Here is a 24,879-nt window from a genome sequence, read left to right as displayed (position 1 = left end):
GATTGACAGCCCGTCAGGCGGTTGGTGACGATTCGTCGGAAACATTCCCGGTCGGTGCCGTCAGGTCGTACAGGGTCACCCCGCCCACGGTGCTCGCGGTGAACGTCTGCTCGACCCAGGTCGAGATGCTCTGCGAGGCGTTGCTGCCGCCCATGCTGCGCATTCCGCCGCCGCCCATGCCGCCACCGGCCCCGCCGCCGATGAAGTAGTGGATGCGACCATCCCTGACCAACTTTTGGAACTCGGCCAGGGTCGGCGACGGGTCGCTGCCGTTGAAGCCGCCGATCGGCATGACCGGCTTCCCGGTGGCGAGTTGATAGCCCGAGGCGCTGTTGGAGCCGACCGAGGCGGCCACCCACGTGTAGTCGTCGCTGTTCTTCTTCAGGGCGGCGACCACCTCCTTGCCGGGGGTGCTGCCGTTGAGCAGGCCGCCCATGCCGCCCCCGCCTGCGCCGCCGCCTGCGCCGCCGCCTCGACGCGGCGTCGTTCCGGGCGGAACGGCGCCGTTGCCCGGAGTGGTTCGCTGCCCGCGCGGACCGGCCGTACCGTCGGGGGTCTGCCCGTTCTGCCCGGGAAGGCCCTGGAACGGCTGGGCTCCCTGGCCGGGTTGCCCGCCCTGGGCTTGCCCCGGCGGCCCGCCGCCCTGGACCCCACGCTGCCCGTCCCCGAAGCCGCCCGGTCCACCGGGCCCACCCGGTCCGCCGCGCCCGAAGCCCACGCCCGCCGGGCCCGCGCTCGGGATCGACCCGCCCTTGGCGGTGGCGACGGTGTCCCACGTGTACGCCGCAGGCCCCGCCAGCAGCGCCGCCACGGACACCGCGGCGGCCACCGGCGCGAGCCCACGCAGCGCGACGAACGCGGCGCCGAACACGGCCAGTGCGCCGAGGATTCCGCCGACGAGCACGACGTGCCGCAACCACGGATGCCAGTCCGGCGTGCGGTCGAGCAGGTGGTACGACCACCACGCGCCGACCGCGACGGTCACCGCCGCGACCGCCGCGGCGCGCGGATCGTGCCGCCGTTCCCACAGCAGCGCGGCCCCCATCGCCACCACCGCGGCGATCGCCGGGGCCAACGCGATGTTGTAGTAGGCGTGGAAGATGCCCGCCATGTAGCTGAAGACCAACCCGGTGGTCAGCAACCAGCCGCCCCACAACACGATCGCCGCCCGGGCCGGATCGGTCCGCGGCGCGCGCCGGGTCGCCCACAGGCCCACCACCGGCAGGATCAGCGCGGCGGGCAACAACCAGGAGATCTGGCCGCCCATTTCGGCGTTGAACAGCCGGTCCCACCCGGTGGCACCCCAGTTGCCGCCGCCACCGCGCGGCCCTCCGCCACCGCCGCCCACGCTGCCGGTCTCGTTGCCGTTGAGCCGGCCGAGGCCGTTGTAACCCAGCGTCAGTTCGAGGATCGAGTTGTGTTGCGAGCCGCCGATGTAGGGACGGGACGATTCAGGCCACAATTCGACGATCGCGATCCACCAGCCGCCGGCGACCAACAACGCGAGCCCGGACCACAGCAGTTGCCGTACCCGACGCCAGAAGCCGACCGGCGCGCAGACCAGGTACACCAGCGCGAAGGCGGGCACGATCAGGAACGCCTGGAGCATCTTGGCCAGGAACCCGAAGCCCACACAGGCGCCGGCCAGCAACAGCCATCGGGTGCTCGCGTGCTCCTGGGCGCGCAACACCGCGTATCCGGCGACGGTCAGCAGCAGCACCAGCAGCGCGTCCGGATTGTTGAACCGGAACATCAACGCCGCGACCGGGGTCAGGGCCAGCACGGCACCGGCCAACAGCCCGGCCCAGGCCGGGAATCGGCGCCGTACGGCCAGGTAGAGCACACCGACCGTGGCCACGCCCTCCAGCGCCTGCGGGACCAGGATGCTCCACGCGTTGACGCCGAAGACCCGGGCGGACAGGCCCATCACCCACAGCGACGCCGGGGTCTTGTCGACGGTGATCGAGTTGCCCGCGTCCGAGGACCCGAAGAAGAACGCCTCCCAACTCTGCGTCCCGGCCTGAACGGCGGCCGAATAGAACGAGTTCGCCCAGCCCGAGGCGCCCAGGCCCCAGATGTACAGCAGACCGGTCCCGATCAGCAGCGCGAGCAACGCGGGGCGCACCCAGGGCGCATCCGCCTCGCGTCCGCGAGCCAGTCGGGCGTACCAGGGCTGTCGCGTCGCCGCGCCGCTCCCGGGCACCGGGATGGGCAGCGGAGCCACCACGGCGGTCATGCGTCCTCACCTGCCGAATCGATCGAACCGACCGGAGCGATCGAACCGACCGAGCCGACCGAGCCCGACGAGACCGGCGAACCGGTCGACCCCGCCGAACCGGCCGCACCGCGCGTCGCGTTGGACGTGATCGAAGTCACCGAGGCAATCCGCGCGCCCGGGCCTGTCGCGCCCGCCGACCCGGCCGAACCCGCCGACCCGCCCGGATCCGCCGGGTCGCTCGGATCGTCCGGCCCACCCGGATCGTCCGACCCCGACGCATGCACCGAAGCCACCACTCCCGCCGTACGAAACACCCACACCCGCAGCAGCAGGAACCGCACGATGGTGGCCACCGCCCCCGCCACGACCAGCGCGCCCACTTCGACCCCCCGCGAAGGCCGCTGTACGGCCGCGTGCAGGGCGCCCAACGTCGCGCTGCTCAACGCGAGCCCGACCACGAAGGCCAGGCCGCCCTGGGCCTGATGGCGCCACACCCCGGCCCGCCCGCGTACCCCGAAGGTGAACCGGCGGTTGGCCGCGGTGTTCGCGATCGTGGTCATCGTCAGGGCCAGCGCGTTCGCGGCCAGCGGGCCCATGTCACCGCGCAACAGGACGTACAGCAGCAGGTGCGCCAGCGTGCTGACCAGCCCGATCAGCGCGAAGCGCGGGAGTTGCACGCGCATGGACGCCGGCAGCCGCGCGTCGCGCACCCGCGCCGGGACCGACACCCGGAACGTTCCCGCCGCGATCCGCCTGGCCACCCGCGCCATGCCGCGCAGATCGTCCAGCGCGGTGTGCCACACGTCGACCCGACTGTCCGGGTCGTCGATCCAGTCCACCGGGACCTCGTGGATGCGCAACCCGTTGCGCTCGGCGAGCAAAAGCAGTTCGGTGTCGAAGAACCACTCCTCGTCGTGCACATGCGGCAGCAACGCCTGCGCGACCACCGTGCGCGCCGCCTTGAAGCCGCACTGCGCGTCCGAGAAGTGCGTCGCGAACACCCCGCGCAGCAGCAGGTTGTAGGACCGCGAGACCACCTCGCGGCGCGGCCCGCGGACCACCGCCGCCGAACGGGCCAGTCGGGTGCCGATGGCCAGATCGCTGTGGCCGCTGACCAACGGCGCGACCAGCGGCAGGAAGGCGTCCAGGTCGGTGGACAGGTCGACGTCCATGTACGCGACCACGTCCGCGTCGGACTCGGCCCACACCTTGCGCAGCGCCCGGCCGCGACCCTTGCGGTCCAGGTGCACCGCACGTACGTGCGGCAGTTCGCGGGCCAGTTCGCGGGCCACCCGCCAGGTCGCGTCGGTGCTGGCGTTGTCCGCGATGACGATGCGGAAGGCGTACGGGAATCCGCCGAGCAGATAGGCGTGCAGTCGATGCACGCTCGCGGCCAGGACGTGTGCCTCGTTGTACACGGGCACCACCACGTCCACGATCCGCGTGCGAATCGGTGTCGTCAGGCTCATGCCGCGACGGTGTCGAGACGGCCTGGGAGCCGTCTGAGGCGTTTCTTAAGGCGGGATGAGAATCGATGTGCGGCCGGAAACCGGGGTAGCGCCGGCAGTCGGCCGGATGGGGGCTGGCGCGGACGGCCGTGGGATGCGAATCTCGCGTTTCGAGACGCCGATGCTGCCGATCGCAAGACGGGCGCGGCGCGACACAGCGATTCGGAGGTCGGATGAACACCTCGGCGGGTAGCTCAGTGGGCGCGGATTCCGCGCAACCGTTCGTGGAGGCCGTCGAGATCCCGGCCGGGGAATGGGTCTTCAACGCCCGAGTAGCCGGACCGGCGAACGGCCGCCCGGTGTTGTTCCTGCACGGGTTCCCACAGACATCCGCCTCCTGGACGGCGCAACTCCTGGGCCTGGCCCGGGCCGGCTACCGGGCGATCGCCTTCGACCAGCGCGGCTACTCGCCGGGCGCCCGGCCGCCCCAGGAATCGGCCTACGGGCGCGACGAGTTGGTCGGCGACGTGTTCGCCGTACTGGACACGCTGGGCCTGTCCCGGGTGGATCTGGTCGGGCACGACTGGGGCGGCGCGCTCGCGTGGCAGGTCGCGGGGTTGCGGCCGGAGCGGTTGCGCACGCTGACCGTGGTGTCCACGCCGCACCCGGCCGCACTCGCCGCGGCGGTGCGCGACGACAGCAGCGGGCAGCGCGAACAGTCCTCGTACATCAACCTGTTCCGCACCCGCGGGGTCGCCGAGGAGAAGCTGTTGGCGGACGACGCGGCCTACCTGCGGGCGGCGTTCGCCTCGCTCCCGACCGAGATCACCGAACGCTACCTCGCGGTGCTGCGTGAACCGGGCGCGCTCACCGGGGCGTTGAACTGGTACCGGGCGATCGACCCGAAGGTGCTGCGGGACATCGGCGAGATCGAAGTCCCGACCCTCTACGTCTGGAGCGACCGGGACACGGCCCTCGGACGCACCGCCGCCGAGGCCACCGCCGCCTCGGTCGCAGGCCCATACCGCTTCGAGGTACTGGCCGACGTCGACCACTGGGTCCCCGAGAACGGCGCGCAAGCCCTGACCGCCCTACTACTGGAGCACCTGGCGGCCTTCCCCCGGGAGTGACCCGCGCTCCGCCCGGTCCCATCGTCGGGCCCGGGCGGACCCGATCACAGTCGGGACCATTCTGCGCCGTGTTTGCCATCCGCGCTCGAAGCACCAAGTGGGCCCCATCACGGCGCTTTGCGCGCCCAGGGGAAGACGACGTCGTCGTGCCCGAACCTGGGCAGCAGGAAACGCCACGCCTCATGACGCGATGGAGTCGCCGGAAATACCTGGACCCTGATCGCCTGTTCCAGTTCGATTCGCAGATCCCCGATTTCAGCGACGGCGATGGAAAGGATGCGTGGTTTTGCGCGGCTCAGGACACCTTCGACGACTTCCGCCCCACGGTCGTACGCATACTCCTGTTCCCTGTCCGCAGATGGAGGGGAACCTTCGGGTAGGCGTCGATACAGGTCCTCGGACCCAAGCACGATCCGATTGCCTTGCAACAAGCGGAACGGACATTGAATATGCAACGCATATGCGCGGCCGGTTCGAGCAGGTCCGCCGTCCGTCGTCGTCAACGGGACCTCGTCTCCGAACCCGAGGGTTGCCATGCTTTCAAACCTGCCGATCTCGTGAAACGTCAGACCGACCACGCGTTGCAGACTCTCATTCACCCGCTCCAGTTCGAAGCTCATTGCCGCCCTCCTCCAAACATATGCCGGACTTCAGCCAAGACACCTTGATAGCCGTAGCCCTTCCCGGAGATCTCATGATGCACGCGCTCCACTTCCGCAGGAGTCAGTGTGCGACCAATCTCACCTTGCACGACTACGATGGCGTCCCTGGCTTGTTTGTTCTGCCTCTCGTGGTCTTGGGTGGTGTCGTATCCATCGCCGTCCCCGTTACCTGGATCCCAGTCGGGAATAGGGAATGAATAGGGCTCGTCATCGGGTGATCCCGTGCCGCAGTGAATGAGACCGAGAGGGTCCTGAAGTGTGAGCGGATTGGTCACATAGCCATGGTTGTTGTGAGCCGCCGCAAGCCCTAAAGGGTCGGCAGATTGGTAGGATGCGATCTCTGGTCGATAATATCGGAACAGATTATAGCTCGAATCTGTTTCGGCATCATAGTACTGACCGGGGAATCGAAGAAGGCAAACGACGTCTGCGGCCGCCTCGGTGGACGCTCCCCACAAGCTCGGCCGTGAGCGCCAGGAAACCTCACTGGTCGAGGACACCAATTCGGTGGGTGTGCCGACCAAATCCGTGAGGATCGCGTAGAAACGTCGGTCTATCTCGTCCTGAGCGGAGTGCTTGAAATCGGTTTGGGTCAGCGGGCGGTGGGTTCCCGGCGCGTAGTCCCACGTGGTGACTTCACCTGCGTTCGTCGACTGCTCGGCGAGTCTATTGCCGTCCCAGGTGAAAGAAATTCGCTCAGCGAGTTCATGGTCGTCGACGATCCGTCGTTTCTCGACCCGACGCCCGAGGGGGTCGTATGTGTATTTCCACTGCTCACCCGCCGGTGTCACAACGTGGGTCAGACGGTCATCGGCATCCCACGAGTACCGCCAGACTCTACTTTTCCCCGACAAGGTTTTGCGTGTCACACGGGCGATGCGTCCTTGATCGTCGTGAATATAGTGGGTGCGGCCGGCGCGGCGGACCAATGTCCCTTTAGTCTCCCGACCACCTTGATCGTGGTTATCGGAACCCGGCCAGAATGCATCCGTGACGTTGCCGATCGCATCGTATGCATAGCGTTCCGACCAGTTGTGGCCGTGGACTGCGGTAACCCTCCCCATCTGGTCGAGATCATAAGTACGAATTCCGGTCGCTTGATCCTCCAATGATGTGACGAAGCCATCCGCGCGATAGCTGTACTCGCGATGGGTAATCCGCTCGGGCGCCCCGCTTGGATCCAGAGTAGCGATCAGTTTATTTTGTTCCGAGCCGGCGCTGAGGGATTGAGTTCTCAATCGTCCTGCGATATCCCAGGTTGTGGCGAGGTTGAGACTCGAACCGAAGGCTCGCCCGACTTCACGGCCCGCCTCATTGTAAGTAAAAACCATCGTCTCGTCCGCCGTGGTCAGCGCGACCGGCCGACCAGCGGCACTCGGCGATTGCGCCGTTCGGGGTTTCGCGACGCGTACGCTGTCCCACTTCGTCATATGTGTTGGCCAACACATGACCGTTGCTGTTCTCTTCGACGACTCGACCGGCCATGTCGCGTTTCAAGGCAAGATGCACGTCGCGGTTTGTCGCTTGGATCAGGCGGCCGCAGGCGTCGTACGCGAAGGTGGTGGTGTGCCCATCGGCTTCGAGCCGCTGGGAGACCAAGCGACCCATTGTGTCACGAGCGTACGAGACGACCTCGGCTGCGCCGTTGCTGCGCAGAATCAACCGGCCCGATGGATCGTGGCGGTAGGTGATTTCCCGGCCGTCGAAGTCGGTCTCGGCGATCAGGCGACCTCCCGGGTCGTATTCGTACGTCCAGGTCTGTCCGTGTGGGTTGGTGACCTCGGTCAGTCGAAGCTCGGTGTCGTAGGCAAACTCGTATCGCACTCCATCGGGGTCGATCCGGGCCGCAGGTAAATCGAAGTGAGCCACCTCGAAGCGGGTGATCCCTCCCACCGCGTCGCACTGCTCGATCAGGTTTCCTTCGCCGTCCCAGATCCAGGTCTGGTGTGCGCCGTCCGGGCCTTCGCGCCGGCAGGGTCGGCCCTCGGGAGTCCAAGCTTGGCGGGTTACCGCGCCGTCGGGTGCGGTAGTGGCAACCACCCGGCCCCAGGCATCACGTTCGTACGTCGTGACGCCACCTGACGGATCGACCATCCGAGTGAGCAGACCAGCGGGGTTCCGCGTCATCGTTGTGGCGGCCCCAAGTGAGTTCGTGGCAGATGTGATGGCGCCGTATTCGTCGACATCGAAGACCGTGGTGTTTCCGGTGGAGGTTGTTGAGGTGAGAAGATTTCCTCGTGCCGAGTATGTATACAACCGAACCGAATCCCCGGGACCGGTCACCCGAACGGGGAGACAAACAGGCCCGTCATACTCCGTGGTTATCTGCGTGCCGTCGGGGCGCTCGATGCCCAGCACGTTGCCAAGGTGGTCGTATGTGTATCGGGTTGTGTGCCCGGATCGGTCCGTGACGGCGAGGAGTTGGTGCCATTGGTCCCACTGCTTGACGACGGTGTGGCCGATCGGGTCGACTATTCGCTCGACCTGTGACCACTCGTTGTAGGCGTACTTGCTGATGTCGCCGAGGGAGTTTGTGTAGTAGGTGACCCGGTACGTGTCGTCGTAGCGGAAAGAACCGCTCAGGTATCCGTCGGACCCGCACGCACGTACGCACCGACCTGCGGAGTCGTACTCGTAGTGATACTCGGTTCCGTTGCGATCGCACCACGAGATCATCCGGTGTTCGTCGTCGTAGGTGAAGCGCTGGGCCGCACCGCTGGAGTCGAACACCTCCGTCAGGTCGCCCCGCTCACTGTACCCATAGCGCACCAAAACCAACTCGTCGCCCGCAGACGGAAGATGACTCTCCGGATGCGTGTCGAGCAGGCGCAGGGTGACGATCCGACCCATTGCCGTGTCCACGGCGATTTGGTAGCCGCCGTTGTGTCGGACCCCGATGAGGGTGCCGTGGTCGTCGTATTCGATTGCGATGGCGTTGCCGTTGCGATCGATGATGGATTCGAGGAGGAAGATCCTCGTGTCGGCGATTGGGCGGAACGTCAACCCCAGACCGAGCTTCGGTTTGCCGATCACGACCGCTCCGTCCGGCTGACCGTCCCAGGCCAGTGGCCAGCGCGAGCCGCCGTATGGAAGTACGAATCGGTCCGGCTCGGGCATCGGATACCGCAGGGTCACTCCGTCGGCGGACCGGAAGACGACCCCGTCCTGGTCGAACTCCACATGCTGGTCGAGTACCGATGCCCACGATGCGCCGAAGTGGCGGCCGTGGCGGTAGGAGGATCGGTGATCGCGCCCGAGCACGAGTGGTAGCACACCCGCCAATCGCAGATCGATCTGCGTCAACGACACCTCGCCGGTGACCGGATCGACGGGATCCCCGCAGGACTCACACGTCTCCTTCGGGCGGTCCTTTTTGCTCAGATCGACCGGATCGGGGGCGTCCGGTCGGGCGATTGTCACCGCCTTGCTGCCGCCGCCTGTCAGCACCGAGATGAGCAGGTCGGGGGCGGTGAGACCGAGGGCTCGTGCCGGGTTCTTGCTCCACTCCTCCCAGTTGACCGCGTTCTTCGCGAACCCCACGGGGTCGCTGAACGCCTGTTGGTAACCGGCAGCGATCTGCTTGAGGTCCGTCAGGTAGGCCCCGGGTTCCGCGTACAGCCGGCCCGGGTTCAGCATCGCGGCCGTCTCCACCAGACCGACCACGCTGTCCTTCGCACCGCCCCCGAAGCTGGTGAGCGCCGTGGTGATCGGGTCACCGCCGCTGGGTGCCGCCTGGATGCCCTTGTCGATGCTCTCGGTGAAGCTCTCCTGAGCGTCCTTGAGTCGGGCCCGGATCCGGCCCAACTCCTCCTCGGCCTCTTTGAGTCGTTCCTTGCCCAAGTCCTTGTCGGGGGTCGACGGGGCCACGTTGTTGTTCCGGGCGGTTTCGCGGTCGATCTGCCACTGCGCCGACCATGCGCGCGCCGCGTTTGCCTCCGGGATTACCCGCGCCGCGACGTCTGCCTGCGCCTGCCGCAACGCACCCGCATATCCGCGCAACGCGTTCGCCGCATCGGTGAAATGCCGAACGGCCTTGTCCAGGGTCTTCGGCAGATCCTCCATCTGGCCGACGAACCCCTCGGCAGCCTTGCCGCCCCACTCCTCAATCTTCGCCATGGGCCGCATTCGACCGGCCGCGTCCGCCGACGAGGTCGAATACAAGGCGAACGTATCCGCCAGCGTCTCCAGGACACTTGCGTCACCCGGGATCAGGTCCGTGACGACCGGGCAATCGGGAATGCTGTTCTTGCCCACAGAGCCCACCCCTACTTCGCCGCAGGCGCGGCAGAAGCCGGCGGAGTCCGGCCGGCCGGGGGAACCGGCGGGTTCGGCGCGAGCGGATTCGGTTGCCGAGGGATCCCGGCGTTCTGTGACAGCTGCTCGAGGGGCCCGGGCGGAACAGGGACGAACCCCTGCTGCGCCTGATGCTCGGCCAACTCGTAGTTGGCAACCACCTGTTGGAGTGCTGCGGCGATCGCCGACCCCTGCTTCACCACCACACCCATGGCATGACCCCACTCATGGACGAAACGCCGCACGCCGTTCGTCACAGGATCCGAACCGCACCGCTCGACCCCGGCCGCGATCTGGCCATCGTCCTTCCAGATCCGATCCGCCACCTGCAGCGTTGCGATCAACGGATCCACAGTCTTTCGCAGATGATCCACAGTGACCTGAAAGCTTCCGCCGCCACCGTCCGGTACCGCGTCAACCATGAATAGTCGCCCCCAGCACAGAGTCGAACAAGGATCCGGTAACTCTAATGGAGTCATCGGACACGTCCCGTAAGGTTTTCGCTCCCGGGGCAGCGTGCTCGGGTGTGGCGCCGCCGCCGGCGGCGTTGTTGCTCGGGTGGGAGTTGGTCGAGGTCGATCCGGAGCGGGGCACCATCGAGGTGGCGTTCGCGGCCGACGAGCGGTTCGTGAACCCGGTCGGGGTGATCCAGGGCGGTTTCCTGGCCGCGATGCTCGACGACACCCTCGGGCCGGCGCTGGTCGCCACGTTGCCGCCGGACCGGTTCGCGCCGACGCTCGACCTGCACGTGCAGTTCCTGCGGCCCGCCCGCCCCGGCCGGCTGTTGGGACGCGGGCGGATCGTGCAACGGGGCCGGGAGGTGTGCTTCCTCGCCGGTGAACTCGTCGGCTCCGACGGCAAACCGGTGGCCGTGGCGACCGCGACCGCATGCATCCGGGTGGTTGCTCAGGCCCTGTCCGGCGGATCCTGACGGATCGGGCCGGGTCGTCCGGTGCCGGGCGGCGCGGACCCACCAGGATCCGCCGGACAGGGCCCGGCGACCCCCCGGGCGGGGCCCGCGCTCACCCCGGCGTGCCCGGCAGCCGTATCCGCGCGATCGTGCCGGGCCCGTCGGCGGCCGGCTCCAGGGCCACCGTGCCGCCCGCCTCGGCGACCGTGCGGGCCACGATGGCCAGCCCCAGACCGGAGCCGGGCAGGCCGCGGGCGGCGGGCGCGCGCCAGAAGCGCTCGAAGACGTAGGGGACATCGGCGGCGGCGATCCCGGGCCCGTGGTCGCGCACGGTGAGTTCGCCGTCCCGCAGGCGCACCGACACCGTGGCCTCGGCGCCGGAACCGCCGAACTTGAGCGCGTTGTCCAGCAGGTTGACCACCGCCCGCTCCAACGCCGCCGGCTCGCCCCGCACGAACCAGGGTTCGATCTCCGTCTCGATCCGGGCATCCGGCGCCCGCAACCGGGCCCGCTCGACCGCACGTTCGATCGCCATGTGCAGCCCGGTACTCGTGCTCGGCGGCGTGCTGGGCACGTGCTCCGGGCGGGCCAGCAACAGCAGGTCGCCGACCAGGTCGGAGAGTTCGACCAGTTGCGCCTTGACGTTGTGCAGCAGGCGCTCCTTGTCGGCGCTCGGGATCGGCCGTCCGGTCTGCTCGCTGCGCAACAGCAGGTCGGTGTTGGTGCGCAACGACGTGAGCGGCGTGCGCAGTTCGTGCCCCGCGTCGGCGATCAGCCGCTGTTGGCGCAGCCGGGACGCCTTGAGCGAGGCGGTCATCGCGTTGAACGAACGGCCCAGACGCGCGATCTCGTCCTTGCCCGCGACCGGGATCACGATGTCCAGATCCTCGGTGCGCGCCACGTGCTCGGCCGCCTCGGTGAGCCGGTCCACCGGCCGCAGCGCGGCCCGCGCCACCAACAGGCCCAGCGTCGCGGCGCCCAGGATGCCGATCGCGCTCACCACCGCCAGCCACACCGCGAGGCTGTCCAGCGAACTCTCGATCTCGGCCAGCGGTCGGGACACCGACACCGCCGTATCCCGACTCACGTGCTGCGTCATCACCCGGACGTGCTTGCCGTCCTTGGCCGTCGCGTCGTGGAAGACCACCTTGTTGTCCTCCGCCGCGTTCGCCGCCGCGACCTCCTTGTCCGCCGCGTGCACCGGCACCGGGGCGACCGGGTCGGTCGTGGTGCCCAACTGCGTGCACGACCACCCGTCGGCCCGGACCACCTGGTAGGTCAACAGGCCACGCTGGAACGGCGGTGCGGGCCGGCCGCAGATGTCGGCGATGGTGGCGCTGGGCCCGCCGCGCGGGTTCATGAACGGCGTCCCGGTGGTGGCCAGCGTCCGGTCCATCTGCTCGCGGAGCTGATTGCGCGTCAATACCCAGCAGGTCACCGCCGCCGCCGCGACGGCGAGTGCGACGGCGAGCGCGGTGAGCAGCGCCAGGCGGGCGCGCAGCGGCAGGTGACGATGCATCAGGCCGGCGTCTCCGCCGCACGCAGTACGTAGCCGACGCCGCGCACGGTGTGCACCAGTCGGGGGAGCCCGCCCGCCTCGGTCTTGCGGCGCAGGTACATCACGTAGACGTCGAGCGAATTGGACGCGGGCTCGAAGTCGAACCCCCAGACGTTGCGCAGGATCTGCTCCCGGGTCAGCACCTGACGCGGGTGGGTGAGCAAGAGTTCCAACAGGGTGTACTCCGTTCGGGTCAGATCGATCGGCCGGCCCGCCCGGGTGACCTCACGCGAGGCGGTGTCCATCCGCAGGTCGGCGAACGCGAGCGCGTCGTCCGCCGTCTCGGTCGGGCCGGACATCGCGCTGCGCCGCAGCAGCGCCCGTACCCGGGCCAGCAGTTCGTCCAGCTCGAACGGCTTCACCAGGTAGTCGTCCGCGCCCGCGTCCAGCCCGGTGACCCGGTCGCCGACCGCGTCGCGGGCGGTGAGCATCAGCACCGGGAGCGTGTCGCCCCGGGCGCGCAGTCGCCGGCACGCGGTGAGGCCGTCCATCCGCGGCATCAACACGTCCAACAGGACCAGATCCGGCGCGTCGCCGGCGATCGCGCTGAGCGCGGCCACGCCCTCGTCGGCGAGGGTGACCCGGTAGCCCTCGAAGCGCAGGCTGGATTCGAGCGCCTCGCGTACGGCGGGCTCGTCGTCCACGACGAGGATGTGCGGCGTTCCGGTGTCGGCGGCGGGCGTCATGGCGAGCGGCTCCTTCATTCGGCGGACCCGGGGATCGATTACTGCGGGTGGCCCCACGGTCGCACGCGGACACCCTCCGTGTGGACTCGGCACTATGCGTGTCGTGCCAATGTGCGCGCTGGACATGAAAGGAACATGAAAGCGACGCCGTTCGATCGAAGGTGACCCGCTCATGTGAGGATCTAGGGCCACGGCACCAGTATCGCGAGCGGCAACTCCCGCCGGTCGCGGCGCTGGGCCCGCGCGACCCGGTCACCCCCGGCCGTCGCGCCGACCGCCCCGAACCCGGAGGAGAACCGTGGACGCCGAGCCGGCACGCATCAACCTGGACGCCGAACCGGAACACCCGACGCCGACCGACGACCCGGCGCGGATGACCCTGGACGACGGGATCGCGACCATCACCCTGGACTCGCCCGCCAACCGCAACGCACTCTCCGCCCGCCTGGTCGCCCGACTGCGGCACCACCTGGCCGAGGCCGGCGTGGACGAGCGGGTGCGCGCGGTGGTGCTCACCCACACCGGACCGACCTTCTGTTCGGGCATGGACCTGCGCGAGGCGGCCGAGGGCGGCATGGCCCAGGGCGCGGAGCAACTGCTCGCGCTGCTGCGCCTGGTGGTGGAGGTGCCGGTGCCGGTGGTCGCGCACCTGCGCGGCAACGCGCGCGCGGGCGGCATCGGTCTGGTCGGGGCCGCCGACCTGGCGATCGCGCCCGCACAGGCCACGTTCGCCTTCACCGAGGCGCGGTTGGGGCTCAGCCCGGCGGTGATCTCGCTGACCACGGCGCCGCGGATGGACCCGCGCTCGGTGTCGCGCTACTTCCTCACCGGCGACGTGTTCGACGGCGTCGAGGCCGAGCGGATCGGGCTGCTCACCCGCGCGGTGGACGGCGTCGCCGGCGCGGACGACGCGGTCGCGGCGCTGGTCGCCTCGTTCCGACTGTGCTCGCGCCAGGGGCTGATCGAGTCCAAGAAGCTGACCACCGGAGCGCTCCGGGCCGGCTTCGATCGGGACGGTCGGGCCCTCGCGCAGCGCTCCGCCGAGTTGTTCGCCTCCGCGGACGCGACCGAGGGCATGGCGGCCTTCCGGGAGAAGCGCGCGCCGAAGTGGGTGACCGGGTGAGCGAACACCCGCGGGCGCCGCGTCGGCCGGGCATCGGCGGGCGGTGCGTGGTGACTTCGGCCGATTCGGCCCGGACGAACCGGTGCCGCGGGTGAACGAGGGACTGTTCCGGCTGCCCCGGGAGCGGGTCGAACTCGCGCCCGGGGCCTGGCACGTACCGGACTGGCTCACGCTCGACGAGCAGCGCGAACTGGTGGTGGCGGCGCGGGCCTGGGCGGCGCCGCCGGCCGGTATGCGGAACGTGGTGATGCCCTCGGGCGGCGTGATGAGCGTGCGCAGCGTGTGCCTGGGGCTCTACTGGGAGCCGTATCGCTACACCGAGCAACTGCCCACCGGCGAGCGGGTGAAGCCCTTTCCGCCGCTGCTGGGCGCGTTGGCCCGGCGGGCGGTGGCCGAGGTGTACGGATCGAGCCCGAGCGACCCGTACGACATCGGCCTGGTCAACTTCTACGACGCGAACGCGAAAATGGGCCTGCATCGGGATGCCGACGAGGACTCGCCGGCCCCGGTGGTGTCGCTGAGCATCGGCGACACCTGCGTGTTCCGCTTCGGCAACACCGAGACCCGCACCCGTCCGTGGACGGACGTGGAGCTGCACGGTGGCGACCTCGTGGTGTTCGGCGGCCCGTCCCGGCTCGCCTACCACGGGGTGCCCAGGATCCGCCCCGGCACCGGGGATCCGGCCACCGGCCTGGCCGGCGGGCGGCTCAACATCACCATCCGGGCATCGGGTCGACCCGGCCGATGACGGCGCGTCCCCGAGGCCGCCACGCCCGCTCGCCGCACCCGGCCTCGGGTCGCCGCGCCCGGCCCCGCAGTCTCTGCCCGTGGGACGGGGTTGACGGATCACGCCCGGGAAGGGAACTCTCGTACGAGTAACCGAACGGAGTCGGTCGATCACCCCTCGGATTCCTCGGGGGAGTCCGGGTCCACCACGAGGCATCGTCGCGGCCCGAACAGGGCCGACCGGGCGAGCCGTTGGGAGCGTCATGTCGTCGCAACGCCGTCGGGTCGGTCCGCTCATCGCCTTGAGTGCCGCAGCCCTGGTGGCATGTGGCGGCCCGGCCCGGTATCAGGCGGTGGTCTCGGCGTCGCCGGCGGCCGCCGCCGGCCCGTGCCGGTCCGCGGTCGCCCGCGGGGAGTTACCCGGGTGGGCGCGCTCGGGCCTCGCGCCGGGGGCGTCCGCCCCGCACGTGTTCGGCGCGCGCGGGGAGATCGTCGCGATCCTGCTCGGCTATCCGTACTCGGCCCCGGCCAAGCCCGGCCGGCCCAGCAGGATCCTGTGGGCGGCCCGCCCGGGCCCGGCCGAAGACGACCGGCCGAGCCGGGCGCTGCACATCGAGGCGACCCTGGTCGGCGGCAGCCACTTCGTCACCCGCGAGCTGGCGAACGGCCCCGGCCCGGCCGACATCGACCTGCCCGCGCCCGGCTGCTGGCACCTGGACCTGTCCTGGTCCGGCCGCACCGACGCGGTGGACATCCCATACGAGGTCGGTTAGCCCGACCTCCGGCGGCCCCCTCGCCGCTAGGGCGTCGCCGCCGCCGCGAGGGCGCCCAGGGCCATCCGGTGCAACATCGGCGCCAGGATGCGCTGCGGGGTGCGCAGGGTGTGCGGGGTCGAGTTGATCAGGCCGAAGGCCGCGTGCACCGCCGCGCGCGCCTCGCGGTCCTCCAGTCGGCCCGGATGGGCCTTGAGGGCGACGTCGACCCAGATCTCCACGTACGCGCGCTGCACCCGGCGGATCCGGTGCCGCTCGGCCGTGGGCACCTGGTTGAGCGCGTGGTCGTGCAGCGTGATCAGGTCCGGGTGGCGCAGCGCGAAGTCGACCTGCCCCTCGATCAGCGCCGCCAACGCCTGCGCCGGATCCTCGATCGCGGCCCGCTCCCGCCCCCTGGCCAGGAGTTTCTCGCTGATGTCGACCAGCAACTCGGTCAGCATCGCCTCCTTGCCCCGGAAATGCTTGTACAGCGCGGGGCCGCTGATGCCCACCGCCGCGCCGATGTCGTCCATGCCCACGCCCTGGTAGCCGCGCTCGGCGAACAGTCGGGCTGCCACCTGCAGGATCTGCTCTCGACGGCTCATGGTCATGTGTCCATGCTAGACACTCGGATTAACCGTGGTTAACCTCGGGGGCAGGTGAACGCAGGTTAACTTGAGGCGGTGTCATGGAGAGCGTGCTCGGCACAGCCGCCGACCCGGGGGCGAAGACGTACCGGGCCAACGCGGAGGCACACGAACGCGCGGTCGGCGAGCTGCGCGACCGGCTGGCGGCAACCGCCCTGGGCGGCGGCGAACGTGCCCGGGAGCGGCACACCGCGCGCGGCAAATTGCTGCCGCGCGACCGGGTGGAGGCGTTGCTCGACCCGGGCACGCCGTTCCTGGAGGTGGCCCCACTGGCCGCCGACGGCATGTACGGCGGCGACGCGCCGGCCGCCGGGATCATCGCGGGCGTCGGCCGGGTGGCCGGCCGCGAATGCGTGATCGCGGCCAACGACGCGACCGTCAAGGGCGGCACGTACTACCCGATGACGGTCAAGAAGCACCTTCGGGCGCAGGAGATCGCACTGGAGAACCGGCTTCCGTGCCTGTACCTGGTCGACTCCGGCGGCGCGTTCCTGCCGATGCAGGACGAGGTGTTCCCCGACCGGGACCATTTCGGGCGGATCTTCTTCAACCAGGCGCAGATGAGCGCCAAGGGCATTCCGCAGATCTCCGCGGTGCTCGGCTCGTGCACCGCCGGCGGCGCGTACGTGCCGGCGATGAGCGACGAGACGGTGATCGTGCGCAACCAGGGCACGATCTTCCTCGGCGGCCCGCCGCTGGTGAAGGCCGCGACCGGCGAGGTGGTCAGCGCCGAGGACCTGGGCGGCGGCGACGTGCACGCGCGCATCTCCGGCGTGGTCGACCACCTGGCGAGCGACGACAAGGACGCGCTGCGGATCGTCCGCGACATCGTCGGCACCCTCGGCGACCGCCCGCAACTGCCGTGGGACGTGCGCGAGATCGAACCGCCCGCGGTCGACCCGGCCGGGCTCTACGGGGTGGTCCCACCCGACGCGCGCACACCCTACGACGTGCGCGAGGTGATCGCCCGGATCGTGGACGGCTCGCGCTTCCACGAGTTCAAGGGCGAATACGGCACCACGCTGGTCACCGGGTTCGCCCGGATCCACGGCCACCCGGTGGGCATCGTCGCCAACAACGGCATCCTGTTCGCCGAATCCGCGGTCAAGGGCGCGCACTTCATCGAACTGTGCGACCAGCGCGGCGTGCCGCTGGTGTTCCTGCAGAACATCACCGGCTTCATGGTCGGCAAGGACTACGAGCACGGCGGCATCGCCAAGCACGGCGCCAAGATGGTCACCGCCGTGGCCACCACGCGCGTGCCCAAGCTGACCGTGGTGATCGGCGGCTCGCACGGCGCGGGCAACTACTCGATGTGCGGCCGCGCGTACAGTCCGCGCTTTTTGTGGATGTGGCCCACCGCCAAGATCTCGGTGATGGGCGGCGAGCAGGCCGCGACCGTGCTCGCCACGGTCAAGCGCGACCAGGTCGAGGCGAGCGGCGGGAACTGGACCGGCGAGGAAGAGTTCAAGCAGCCGATCCGCGACCAGTACGAGCGGCAGGGCAACGCCTACTACGCGACCGCGCGGCTGTGGGACGACGGGATCATCGACCCGCTCGACACCCGCACCGTGTTGGGGCTCGCGCTGACGGCGTGCGGAAACGCGCCGCTGGCGCAGCCGCAATTCGGTCTGTTCCGGATGTGAGGGGTCACGACGTGTTCGAGGCTGTACTGGTCGCCAACCGAGGCGAGATCGCGGTCCGGGTGATCCGCACGCTGCGCCGCATGGGCGTGCGGGCGATCACCGTCTACGGGCCGGGCGACGCCGACGCGCGGCACGTGCGCGAGGCGGACGTGGCGGTCGCGGTGCCCAGCTATCTGGACGTCGCCGCCGTGGTCGCCGGGGCGGTGCGATCCGGCGCGCGGGCGATCCACCCGGGGTATGGATTCCTGTCCGAGAACGCCGCGTTCGCCGCCGCCGTGGAGCAGGCCGGACTGGTCTTCGTCGGTCCGCCGGCGGGCGTGATCGAGCTGATGGGCGACAAGATCCGGGCCAAGGAGACGGTCGCCGCCTTCGGCGTCCCGGTGGTCCCGGGCGGCGGCGCGGCCGGCATGAGCGATGCCGAACTCGCGGACATCGCCCGCGAGATCGGCTTCCCGGTACTGATCAAGCCGTCGGCGGGCGGCGGTGGCAAGGGCATGCGCCTGGTGCACGACGGCGCGCTGCTCGCGGACGAGATCGCGGCGGCGCGGCGGCAGGCCAAGGGCGCGTTCGGCGACGACACGTTGCTGGTCGAGCGCTGGATCGACCGGCCCCGACACATCGAGATCCAGGTGCTCGCCGACACCCACGGCACGGTCGTGCACCTGGGCGAACGCGAGTGCAGCCTGCAGCGCCGACACCAGAAGATCATCGAGGAGGCCCCGTCCGCGCTGCTGGACGCGGACACCCGGGCCGCGATGGGCGCCGCCGCCGTGCGCGCCGCGCGGGCCTGCGGCTACGTGAACGCGGGCACCATCGAGTTCATCGTGCCGGCCGAGGATCCCGGCTCGTTCTACTTCATGGAGATGAACACCCGCCTCCAGGTCGAGCACCCGGTGACCGAACTGGTCACCCGGGTCGACCTGGTGGAGAGCCAACTGCGGATCGCCGCGGGCGCCGCGATCGGCAAGTCCGACGTGTCCATGCACGGCCACGCGGTCGAGGCGCGGATCTACGCCGAGGACCCCGACCGGGGCTTCCTGCCCACCGGCGGCCGGGTGCTGACGGTGTGCGAGCCGGACCTGGAGGGCGTCCGGGTGGACTCCGGGCTGCGCGAGGGCGGCGAGATCGGCAGCTCCTACGACCCGATGCTGGCCAAGGTGATCGCCTACGGCGACGACCGGGCGACGGCGATCAGCCGACTGCGGGCGGCACTTGCGCAGACCCGGGTGCTGGGCGTGACCACCAACCTGGGCTTCCTGTACCGGCTGTTGGGCGACCCGGCGGTGCTCGCGGGCGACCTGGACACCGGGCTGGTCGAGGCCAGGACGGACGACCTGACCGGGCACCCGGCCCCGCCGGAGGTGGCGGTCGCCGCGGCGCTGGCGGCGCGGGCCGAACGCGGGACCGGCACCGGCTGGGCGGATCCGTTCTCGGCGCAGACCGGGTGGCGGATCGGCGGGCCGGCCTGGGACACGCACGTGTTGCGGATCGGGCCGGGTGAGCCGATCGAGGTGCGGGTGCGCGGCGGCGAGGTGTCCGTGGACGGCGGCCCGCCGGTGCCGGCGTCGGTGCAGGTGGTGCCCGGGGGGCTCGCGGTCGGCCACGACGGCCTGACCAGGCGCTTCGACTACGTCGCCGAGTCGTCCGGGGTGCGCTGGCTCGCGTACGGGCCGGACACCTGGCGGGTGAGCGAGGTGGACACCGTGCGGGCCGAGGCGGCCGGCGGTGCGGCGGCCAGTGGCGCGCTGACCTCGCCGATGCCGGGCACCGTGACCGTGGTCAAGGCCGCGGTCGGCGACCGGGTCGGCCGCGGCCAGACCGTGGTCGTGGTGGAAGCGATGAAGATGGAACACGCGCTGACCGCGCCGTTCGACGGTGTGGTCACCGAGATCGGCGTGGCGGCCGGCGCGTCGGTGGCGATGGACCAGGCGCTGGCGGTGGTGACGCCGGATGCGGCGCCGGCCGATGCGGCGCCGGCCGCACCGGGCGGAGAAGCGCTCGACGGGTCGCCCGCCGGCTCGCCCGATGGATCGCTCGACCGGGAGGCGAGGGCCTGATGACGCGACGATTGCCGGATACACACCGCGAATCCGGGCTGCCGGAGCGGGTGTTCATCCACGAGGTGGGTGCCCGGGACGGATTGCAGAACGAATCCGGGGTGGTGCCCACCGAGGCCAAGATCGAGTTCGTCCGCCGGCTGGCCCGCGCGGGTCTGCGCACGATCGAGGTGACCAGCTTCGTACCACCCAAGTGGGTGCCCCAACTCGCGGACGCCGCAGAGGTGTTCGCGGCGGTACGGGCGGATGCCGAGATCGCGACGGCGGACCGCCGGTTGCCGGTGCTGGTGCCCAACGAGCGCGGCTTCGACCGGGCGCTCGAACTGGGCGCCGATCGCATCGCGGTGTTCGGCAGCGCCACCGAGACCTTCGCCCGGCGCAACCTCAACCGCACGGTGGCCGAATCGCTGGCCATGTTCGCCCCCGTGGTCGAGCGGGCCGGCGCCGCCGGCATCGACACGCGCGGCTACCTGTCCATGTGCTGGGGCGACCCGTGGGAGGGACCGGTACCGCTCGACCAGGTGGTCCGGGTCGGCAAGGCCCTGATCGAGATGGGCTGTTCGCAGCTCAGTCTGGGCGACACGATCGGCGCCGCCACGCCCGGACACGTCACCGCCCTGCTGACCGCCTTCGCCGAGGCCGGCGTGCCGGCCGAGCGAATCGCGGTGCACTTCCACGACAGCTACGGCCAGGCACTGGCCAACACGCTCGCGGCGCTGCGCTTCGGCGTGACCACCGTGGACGCCTCGGCAGGCGGCCTGGGCGGTTGCCCGTACGCGGACAGCGCGACCGGCAACCTGGCCACCGAGGACCTGGTCTGGATGCTGCACGGCCTGGGCATCGAGACCGGCGTCGACCTGGGCGAACTGGTCGCCACCAGCGTCTGGATGGCCGAACTGCTCGGCCGCCCCAGCCCCTCGCGCGCGGTCCAGGCGCTGATCGGCAAGCGGGTGGACGCACACGGCCTGGTGCTGCCCGACCCGAACTCCTGACGGCTGCACACCCGCAGCCGACCGACCACCCTCCGAAGGACCGGTGCCGCCACGAGCGCGCCGAGCCGCCCCGCACACCGAATCCGGGAGCCTGCCCCATGTTGGACCACCGCCTCGACGACGAGTACGAGCAACTGCGGCGCACCGTCGCCGAGTTCTCCAAGGACGTGATCGCGCCCGCGATCGGCGAGCTGTACGAGAAGCACGAATTCCCGTACGCCATCGTGCGCGAGATGGGACGGATGGGCCTGTTCGGGCTGCCCTTCCCGGAGGAGTACGGCGGCATGGGCGGCGACTACCTCGCGCTCGGCCTGGTCCTGGAGGAGCTGGCCCGCGTCGACTCCTCGGTCGCGATCACCCTGGAGGCGGCCGTCTCGCTGGGCGCGATGCCGATCCACCGCTTCGGCACCAAGGAGCAGAAGCAGACCTGGCTGCCCAAGCTGACCAGCGGGGAAATGCTCGGCGCCTTCGGCCTGACCGAGCCCGGCGGCGGCTCGGACGCGGGCGCCACGCGCACCACCGCGCGCCTGGACGAGGCGGCGGGGGAGTGGGTGATCAACGGCGGCAAGTGCTTCATCACCAACTCCGGCACCGACATCACCGGCTTCGTCACGGTCACCGCGGTCACCGGCACCAAGGGCGACGGCGGCAAGGAGATCAGCACGATCATCGTGCCCTCCGGCACCAAGGGCTTCACCGTGGCGCCGCCGTACTCCAAGGTCGGCTGGAACTGCTCGGACACCCGCGAACTGTCCTTCACCGACGTGCGCGTGCCCGCCGAGAACCTGCTCGGCGAACGCGGCCGGGGCTACGCCCAGTTCCTGTCCATCCTGGACGAGGGCCGGGTGGCCATCGCCGCGTTGGCCACCGGGCTGGCCCAGGGCTGCGTGGACGAATCGGTGCGCTACGCCGGCGAACGCGAGGCGTTCGGCCGGCCGATCGGCGCCAACCAGGCGATCGCCTTCAAGCTCGCCGACATGGAACTGCGCGCCCACAACTCCCGGTTGGCCTGGCGGCACGCGGCCTCGCTGCTGGTGCACGGCGAGCGCTTCAAGAAGGAAGCCGCGCTGGCCAAGCTGTACAGCTCGGAAAGCGCCGTCGACAACGCCCGCGAAGCCACCCAGATCCACGGCGGCTACGGCTTCATGAACGAATACCCGGTGGCCCGCTTCTGGCGCGACGCCAAGATCCTCGAAATCGGCGAGGGCACCAGCGAGGTCCAGCGCATGCTGATCGCCCGCGAGTTGGGCCTGCCGCGCTGATCACGACGGCCCATCGACGCCGGCCTCCCGGGACGCTCGCCGTCCCGGGAGGCCGGCGTCCTGGGCAGGTGGGCGGCTTCACAGCGCAACGGCGCGGGTGACGGTGACAACAAGGATTCCGGCGCTGATCGTGTAGCGGACGAACACTCCCGTGATCGTCGCTTCCCGGCGATCTCGGTCGCTGCCGACCTGTACGGAGCCGGACCCGTAGGGCGCGTGGCCGATGGACGAGTCCACGGCGTCCTTGAAGGCCCGAACCTGCCCAAAGGACAGGGGTTTGAGGCCGTCTTCGGCCTCATTCGTGTATTGCACGCGATAGCTCATGTGATCGCGTTCCCGTCTCGGTCCACGCAGTCGCTGAAGTCGCCGGCCTTGAGGCGCTCATGTACAGCCTCGTCGTCCTCCTGGGCCTCCGGGGGAAGCGCCCAGTGCAGGATGGCGTCTCGTTCGAGTCGATCGAGCGGGGTCTCGTACATGACCTTGTCGAACTCGTCGCGGCGGTCCTCGGGCAGCGCCGCCCGAATCTCGGCGAGCGTGTTCGGCAACTCGATCCGCTCGCCACGGACGACGGTGGTCCTGGGCATGGATGGCCTCCCTTTCGCAGCGGCCATCCAGGATGGCATCGTTCCGTTCGCCAGGGACAGCCGGCGCACGCGGGCGCAACACGCGTCGGGGAGTGCGCCCCCGCGACTCCGAACTCGCCGCAGGTCACAACCCCCGCAGCGAAATGCTTGAAGAGATGGGCTGGCGTCCCGGTCCGCTACGGAAATGCGCAGTGCGCGCTGCGGCTGCTCGGCGCTCCCCGTCGGCGGCGCATCGCCCGGACGGTTTCGACCGCGCGACCGCCCCGCCCCCGTGGTCCGAGGGGCGGGGCGGAATGCGGTGCGTCAGCGGGTGGCGGCGAGGAATGCGGACCATGCCTCGACGCTGGTGGTGATGACGGGAGACGGGTTGTGCTTGCTGTCCCGGACGCCGACCGTGCCGGTCAGCGGTGCAACCTCGACACAGTTTCCGCCCTCGCTGCCGCTGTAGGTCGACTTGCGCCACGCCGGCCTACCAAGACTTTTCACGGTCATAGCTCCCCTGCGATCTCCGCGATCAACTTGCGTGACTTCTCGATGGACTTGGCCTGCGCCCGGATAATGGCATACCTGTGACGGAAAATGCGGACCCGCTCCGGGTCGGCGATGACCGCGCCGTCACCCTGGCTTTCGGTGTAGGCACAGTATTGGCCGTCCGCCATCTCCAGCACCAGGATGGGCCCGTCGAGCCCTGCGTGTTCGACGCATCGCGTGGGCATGACTTGCAAGGTCACAGTGCGCATGTTCGCGCACTCCAAGAGCCGGTACAACTGGTCCTTGAAGACGGCATCACCTCCGATGGGCCTGCGGAGAACCCACTCGTCGATGATGAAGCTCAGAGCGGCGGCCGGCTTGCGGGTCAGCAATATCTGCCTGCTCAGTCGTCCCTCGACACGCTGCTCGATCTCGTCCTCGTCCAGTGGCGGACGCCGCGAGCTGATGACGGCCCTTGCGTACGCTTCGGTCTGTAGCAGACCCGGAATTACCGAGCTCTCGAACGAATCGAGGCCGAGGCACTCTGCCTCCACCGCAGCGGTGTCCGCGAAGAAATCGGCCACCTTCTCTCCTGCCAGGTACTCGGCGGACGTGGCGAGAGCACCACCGGTACTCAGCACCTCGTCCAATCTCGCCACCGTGGGCGGTAGTACGGGTCGATTGCCGGACTCGAAGGCGCGCACTGTCGAGGGTGCCTGGCCGATCAGCTTTCCGAGTTCCTCGACGGTAAGTCTCGCGGCCTTTCTGTGGAACCGGATCTGACTCCCGAAGATCCTGTACGCGGGTGATACACGCTTGGGTCGTTGTGACACCGCGCCGTCCTCCCTGACTGCGCTTGATACGACGGCCGGCCGTACGTTACGGGCGGAGTGTTCGACGACACGGTTCTCGGCGTCACTGCCGGCCATCTATCCAAGCTAAGTGGGGAACGGCACTCTCGGAGGCATGACAGCCGATCACCACCCGATCGCGACGCCGACTCCGGATTCGCACGAGTGGATTCCGCACGCGTATTCGCAACTTGTGAGTGTCGGTGAACACTTCGACCTCGTGCGCATTGCGGGGTTTCGTGGCGATGGCATAGCCAGGTTGCTCGTGAAGGCCGCCGCCGGTGCTGCGGGGCCGATCGTGCAGGAGCTGTACGGACGTGAGTGGGTGCATTTTCTGACGCGGCCCCGCACCGTCCGCGAATTCCACTGGCCCCCCGGCATCCAAGTCTGGGACGGGCGGCGGGACTTCAGTGTCGAGATACCTGCCTTGAGTGGTGGCTCGTGCCTGCTGCGGTGGCTCTCGAAGCCGACGCCGGATGCGCCGTTGGTCGGTACGGAACTTCTGCACACCGTCCTGATCCGCGACCCGGCCGGGATTCTCGACCCGGTCGACCGGACCGGCCGGGCCACGTCCGGTACCTGAACCGTCCCCTGCCGCCGCCCGCGCCCGACCACGCCGGCGGGCGGCGCCCGGTCCCGCAGTCTCCGACACGGCTGCGGGGCCGGGCCCTTCGACCCCTTGCCCGGCCGGGTGCCTGAAGACCCCCGCACGCCCGGCCGGGCAAGGCCATCGACCCACCGCCCGAAAGGAGGGTCGTGACCCCACCACCCCACGGCCGCCAAGCCGCCCTCGCTCGCCTCGCCGCAACCGCCGCCGAACGCACCCGACTTCAGGGCCGACCACCGAACCCCGCAACAACGCC

General features: G+C 69.8%; 23 protein-coding genes. 10 read left to right on the top strand and 13 right to left on the bottom strand.

Translation table 11 applies throughout. The annotated features are described in order from the left end of the window. Positions 1 to 13 precede the first annotated feature (13 nt). Positions 14 to 2,236, bottom strand: coding sequence for an ArnT family glycosyltransferase (locus tag ACH4U8_RS00240; protein ID WP_395775392.1), 2,223 nt, complete (start codon positions 2,234 to 2,236; stop codon positions 14 to 16). Continuing rightward, positions 2,233 to 3,687 (bottom strand): glycosyltransferase, encoded by a 1,455-nt coding sequence (locus ACH4U8_RS00235; protein WP_395775391.1) that lies wholly within the window; start codon positions 3,685 to 3,687, stop codon positions 2,233 to 2,235. Before ACH4U8_RS00235 ends, ACH4U8_RS00240 begins: the two co-directional genes overlap by 4 nt. Positions 3,688 to 3,899: 212 nt before the next feature. On the opposite strand from ACH4U8_RS00235, the gene ACH4U8_RS00230 reads away from it, so the two are divergent. Then, positions 3,900 to 4,796: an alpha/beta hydrolase gene (locus tag ACH4U8_RS00230; protein ID WP_360312650.1), complete on the top strand. Its 897-nt coding sequence runs from the start codon at positions 3,900 to 3,902 to the stop codon at positions 4,794 to 4,796. A 107-nt stretch (positions 4,797 to 4,903) separates the two neighbouring features. On the opposite strand, the gene ACH4U8_RS00225 is transcribed toward ACH4U8_RS00230, so the two are convergent. The 4 genes from ACH4U8_RS00225 to ACH4U8_RS00210 are packed head-to-tail and all read right to left on the bottom strand — an operon-like array spanning position 4,904 to position 10,173. After that, the gene (locus ACH4U8_RS00225) at positions 4,904 to 5,416 is read right to left on the bottom strand and encodes a hypothetical protein (RefSeq protein WP_360312654.1); all 513 of its coding nucleotides are present in this window, start codon (positions 5,414 to 5,416) and stop codon (positions 4,904 to 4,906) included. Beyond that, positions 5,413 to 6,789 carry an RHS repeat-associated core domain-containing protein gene (locus tag ACH4U8_RS00220; RefSeq protein WP_395775390.1) on the bottom strand — a complete coding sequence of 459 codons (1,377 nt, stop codon included), beginning with the start codon at positions 6,787 to 6,789 and terminating at the stop codon, positions 5,413 to 5,415. The genes ACH4U8_RS00225 and ACH4U8_RS00220 overlap by 4 nt, the downstream gene beginning before the upstream one ends. After that, positions 6,770 to 9,712: a DUF6531 domain-containing protein gene (locus ACH4U8_RS00215; RefSeq protein WP_395775389.1), complete on the bottom strand. Its 2,943-nt coding sequence runs from the start codon at positions 9,710 to 9,712 to the stop codon at positions 6,770 to 6,772. Before ACH4U8_RS00215 ends, ACH4U8_RS00220 begins: the two co-directional genes overlap by 20 nt. Before the next feature lie 11 nt (positions 9,713 to 9,723). Continuing rightward, complete coding sequence (locus tag ACH4U8_RS00210; protein WP_395775388.1) at positions 9,724 to 10,173, bottom strand: hypothetical protein; 450 nt, start codon at positions 10,171 to 10,173, stop codon at positions 9,724 to 9,726. Positions 10,174 to 10,277: 104 nt separating this feature from the next. On the opposite strand from ACH4U8_RS00210, the gene ACH4U8_RS00205 reads away from it, so the two are divergent. Continuing rightward, complete coding sequence (locus ACH4U8_RS00205; RefSeq protein WP_395775387.1) at positions 10,278 to 10,682, top strand: PaaI family thioesterase; 405 nt, start codon at positions 10,278 to 10,280, stop codon at positions 10,680 to 10,682. 91 nt (positions 10,683 to 10,773) lie between these two features. Here the strand turns inward: ACH4U8_RS00205 and ACH4U8_RS00200 are convergent, their stop codons facing one another. Further along, positions 10,774 to 12,180 carry a sensor histidine kinase gene (locus ACH4U8_RS00200; protein WP_395775386.1) on the bottom strand — a complete coding sequence of 469 codons (1,407 nt, stop codon included), beginning with the start codon at positions 12,178 to 12,180 and terminating at the stop codon, positions 10,774 to 10,776. After that, positions 12,180 to 12,905: a response regulator transcription factor gene (locus ACH4U8_RS00195; RefSeq protein WP_360312666.1), complete on the bottom strand. Its 726-nt coding sequence runs from the start codon at positions 12,903 to 12,905 to the stop codon at positions 12,180 to 12,182. The genes ACH4U8_RS00200 and ACH4U8_RS00195 overlap by 1 nt, the downstream gene beginning before the upstream one ends. 298 nt (positions 12,906 to 13,203) lie before the next feature. Between ACH4U8_RS00195 and ACH4U8_RS00190 the strand changes: the two genes are divergently transcribed. The 3 genes from ACH4U8_RS00190 (at position 13,204) to ACH4U8_RS00180 (ending at position 15,527) form a co-directional block, all read left to right on the top strand. After that, entirely contained in the window at positions 13,204 to 14,028 is an 825-nt protein-coding gene (locus tag ACH4U8_RS00190) for an enoyl-CoA hydratase family protein (RefSeq protein WP_360312668.1), read from the top strand. Between the two features lie 91 nt (positions 14,029 to 14,119). Then, a complete protein-coding gene (locus ACH4U8_RS00185) occupies positions 14,120 to 14,776 on the top strand; it encodes an alpha-ketoglutarate-dependent dioxygenase AlkB family protein (RefSeq protein WP_395775385.1) in 657 nt (218 codons plus the stop codon). Between the two features lie 280 nt (positions 14,777 to 15,056). After that, positions 15,057 to 15,527, top strand: coding sequence for a hypothetical protein (locus tag ACH4U8_RS00180; protein WP_395775384.1), 471 nt, complete (start codon positions 15,057 to 15,059; stop codon positions 15,525 to 15,527). A 26-nt stretch (positions 15,528 to 15,553) separates the two neighbouring features. Here ACH4U8_RS00180 and ACH4U8_RS00175 read toward each other — a convergent pair whose 3' ends face one another. Then, positions 15,554 to 16,117: a TetR/AcrR family transcriptional regulator gene (locus tag ACH4U8_RS00175; RefSeq protein ID WP_360312674.1), complete on the bottom strand. Its 564-nt coding sequence runs from the start codon at positions 16,115 to 16,117 to the stop codon at positions 15,554 to 15,556. A 77-nt stretch (positions 16,118 to 16,194) separates the two neighbouring features. On the opposite strand from ACH4U8_RS00175, the gene ACH4U8_RS00170 reads away from it, so the two are divergent. The 4 genes from ACH4U8_RS00170 (at position 16,195) to ACH4U8_RS00155 (ending at position 22,110) form a co-directional block, all read left to right on the top strand. Further along, positions 16,195 to 17,799 (top strand): carboxyl transferase domain-containing protein, encoded by a 1,605-nt coding sequence (locus ACH4U8_RS00170; RefSeq protein WP_360312676.1) that lies wholly within the window; start codon positions 16,195 to 16,197, stop codon positions 17,797 to 17,799. A gap of 11 nt (positions 17,800 to 17,810) precedes the next feature. After that, positions 17,811 to 19,856 carry an acetyl/propionyl/methylcrotonyl-CoA carboxylase subunit alpha gene (locus tag ACH4U8_RS00165; protein ID WP_395775383.1) on the top strand — a complete coding sequence of 682 codons (2,046 nt, stop codon included), beginning with the start codon at positions 17,811 to 17,813 and terminating at the stop codon, positions 19,854 to 19,856. Continuing rightward, positions 19,856 to 20,848 carry a hydroxymethylglutaryl-CoA lyase gene (locus ACH4U8_RS00160; protein WP_360312680.1) on the top strand — a complete coding sequence of 331 codons (993 nt, stop codon included), beginning with the start codon at positions 19,856 to 19,858 and terminating at the stop codon, positions 20,846 to 20,848. Before ACH4U8_RS00165 ends, ACH4U8_RS00160 begins: the two co-directional genes overlap by 1 nt. Positions 20,849 to 20,949: 101 nt before the next feature. Then, positions 20,950 to 22,110, top strand: a complete 1,161-nt coding sequence (locus tag ACH4U8_RS00155; RefSeq protein WP_360312738.1) for an acyl-CoA dehydrogenase family protein — start codon at positions 20,950 to 20,952, stop codon at positions 22,108 to 22,110. Positions 22,111 to 22,188: 78 nt separating this feature from the next. On the opposite strand, the gene ACH4U8_RS00150 is transcribed toward ACH4U8_RS00155, so the two are convergent. From ACH4U8_RS00150 to ACH4U8_RS00135, 4 genes are all read right to left on the bottom strand, one after another. Then, positions 22,189 to 22,434: a hypothetical protein gene (locus ACH4U8_RS00150; protein WP_360312682.1), complete on the bottom strand. Its 246-nt coding sequence runs from the start codon at positions 22,432 to 22,434 to the stop codon at positions 22,189 to 22,191. After that, positions 22,431 to 22,694: a hypothetical protein gene (locus ACH4U8_RS00145; RefSeq protein ID WP_360312684.1), complete on the bottom strand. Its 264-nt coding sequence runs from the start codon at positions 22,692 to 22,694 to the stop codon at positions 22,431 to 22,433. The genes ACH4U8_RS00150 and ACH4U8_RS00145 overlap by 4 nt, the downstream gene beginning before the upstream one ends. Positions 22,695 to 22,997: 303 nt before the next feature. After that, a complete protein-coding gene (locus ACH4U8_RS00140) occupies positions 22,998 to 23,180 on the bottom strand; it encodes a DUF397 domain-containing protein (RefSeq protein ID WP_360312686.1) in 183 nt (60 codons plus the stop codon). Positions 23,181 to 23,182: 2 nt separating this feature from the next. Then, the gene (locus ACH4U8_RS00135; protein WP_395775382.1) at positions 23,183 to 24,094 is read right to left on the bottom strand and encodes a helix-turn-helix domain-containing protein; all 912 of its coding nucleotides are present in this window, start codon (positions 24,092 to 24,094) and stop codon (positions 23,183 to 23,185) included. Positions 24,095 to 24,131: 37 nt separating this feature from the next. Here ACH4U8_RS00135 and ACH4U8_RS00130 point away from each other — a divergent pair, with 37 nt between their 5' ends. Continuing rightward, positions 24,132 to 24,599: a hypothetical protein gene (locus ACH4U8_RS00130; protein ID WP_360312690.1), complete on the top strand. Its 468-nt coding sequence runs from the start codon at positions 24,132 to 24,134 to the stop codon at positions 24,597 to 24,599. Positions 24,600 to 24,879 lie beyond the last annotated feature (280 nt).

Origin of the sequence: Embleya sp. NPDC020886 (assembly GCF_044333915.1) — a bacterium.
Taxonomy (GTDB): domain Bacteria; phylum Actinomycetota; class Actinomycetes; order Streptomycetales; family Streptomycetaceae; genus Embleya.
The sequence above is the reverse complement of the archived record's forward strand: the minus strand, read 5'-3'. Positions and strand labels throughout refer to the sequence as shown.

Bases quoted from the DNA above. Each gene is read 5' to 3' on its own strand.
- ACH4U8_RS00210 (WP_395775388.1), bottom strand. From the start codon at position 10,173: ATGGTTGACGCGGTACCGGACGGTGGCGGCGGAAGCTTTCAGGTCACT.
- ACH4U8_RS00145 (WP_360312684.1), bottom strand. From the start codon at position 22,694: ATGCCCAGGACCACCGTCGTCCGTGGCGAGCGGATCGAGTTGCCGAAC.
- ACH4U8_RS00200 (WP_395775386.1), bottom strand. From the start codon at position 12,180: ATGCATCGTCACCTGCCGCTGCGCGCCCGCCTGGCGCTGCTCACCGCG.
- ACH4U8_RS00220 (WP_395775390.1), bottom strand. From the start codon at position 6,789: ATGGTTTTTACTTACAATGAGGCGGGCCGTGAAGTCGGGCGAGCCTTC.
- ACH4U8_RS00170 (WP_360312676.1), top strand. From the start codon at position 16,195: ATGGAGAGCGTGCTCGGCACAGCCGCCGACCCGGGGGCGAAGACGTAC.
- ACH4U8_RS00230 (WP_360312650.1), top strand. From the start codon at position 3,900: ATGAACACCTCGGCGGGTAGCTCAGTGGGCGCGGATTCCGCGCAACCG.
- ACH4U8_RS00225 (WP_360312654.1), bottom strand. From the start codon at position 5,416: ATGAGCTTCGAACTGGAGCGGGTGAATGAGAGTCTGCAACGCGTGGTC.
- ACH4U8_RS00195 (WP_360312666.1), bottom strand. From the start codon at position 12,905: ATGACGCCCGCCGCCGACACCGGAACGCCGCACATCCTCGTCGTGGAC.
- ACH4U8_RS00150 (WP_360312682.1), bottom strand. From the start codon at position 22,434: ATGAGCTATCGCGTGCAATACACGAATGAGGCCGAAGACGGCCTCAAA.
- ACH4U8_RS00135 (WP_395775382.1), bottom strand. From the start codon at position 24,094: ATGGCCGGCAGTGACGCCGAGAACCGTGTCGTCGAACACTCCGCCCGT.
- ACH4U8_RS00235 (WP_395775391.1), bottom strand. From the start codon at position 3,687: ATGAGCCTGACGACACCGATTCGCACGCGGATCGTGGACGTGGTGGTG.
- ACH4U8_RS00130 (WP_360312690.1), top strand. From the start codon at position 24,132: ATGACAGCCGATCACCACCCGATCGCGACGCCGACTCCGGATTCGCAC.
- ACH4U8_RS00240 (WP_395775392.1), bottom strand. From the start codon at position 2,236: ATGACCGCCGTGGTGGCTCCGCTGCCCATCCCGGTGCCCGGGAGCGGC.
- ACH4U8_RS00175 (WP_360312674.1), bottom strand. From the start codon at position 16,117: ATGACCATGAGCCGTCGAGAGCAGATCCTGCAGGTGGCAGCCCGACTG.
- ACH4U8_RS00160 (WP_360312680.1), top strand. From the start codon at position 19,856: ATGACGCGACGATTGCCGGATACACACCGCGAATCCGGGCTGCCGGAG.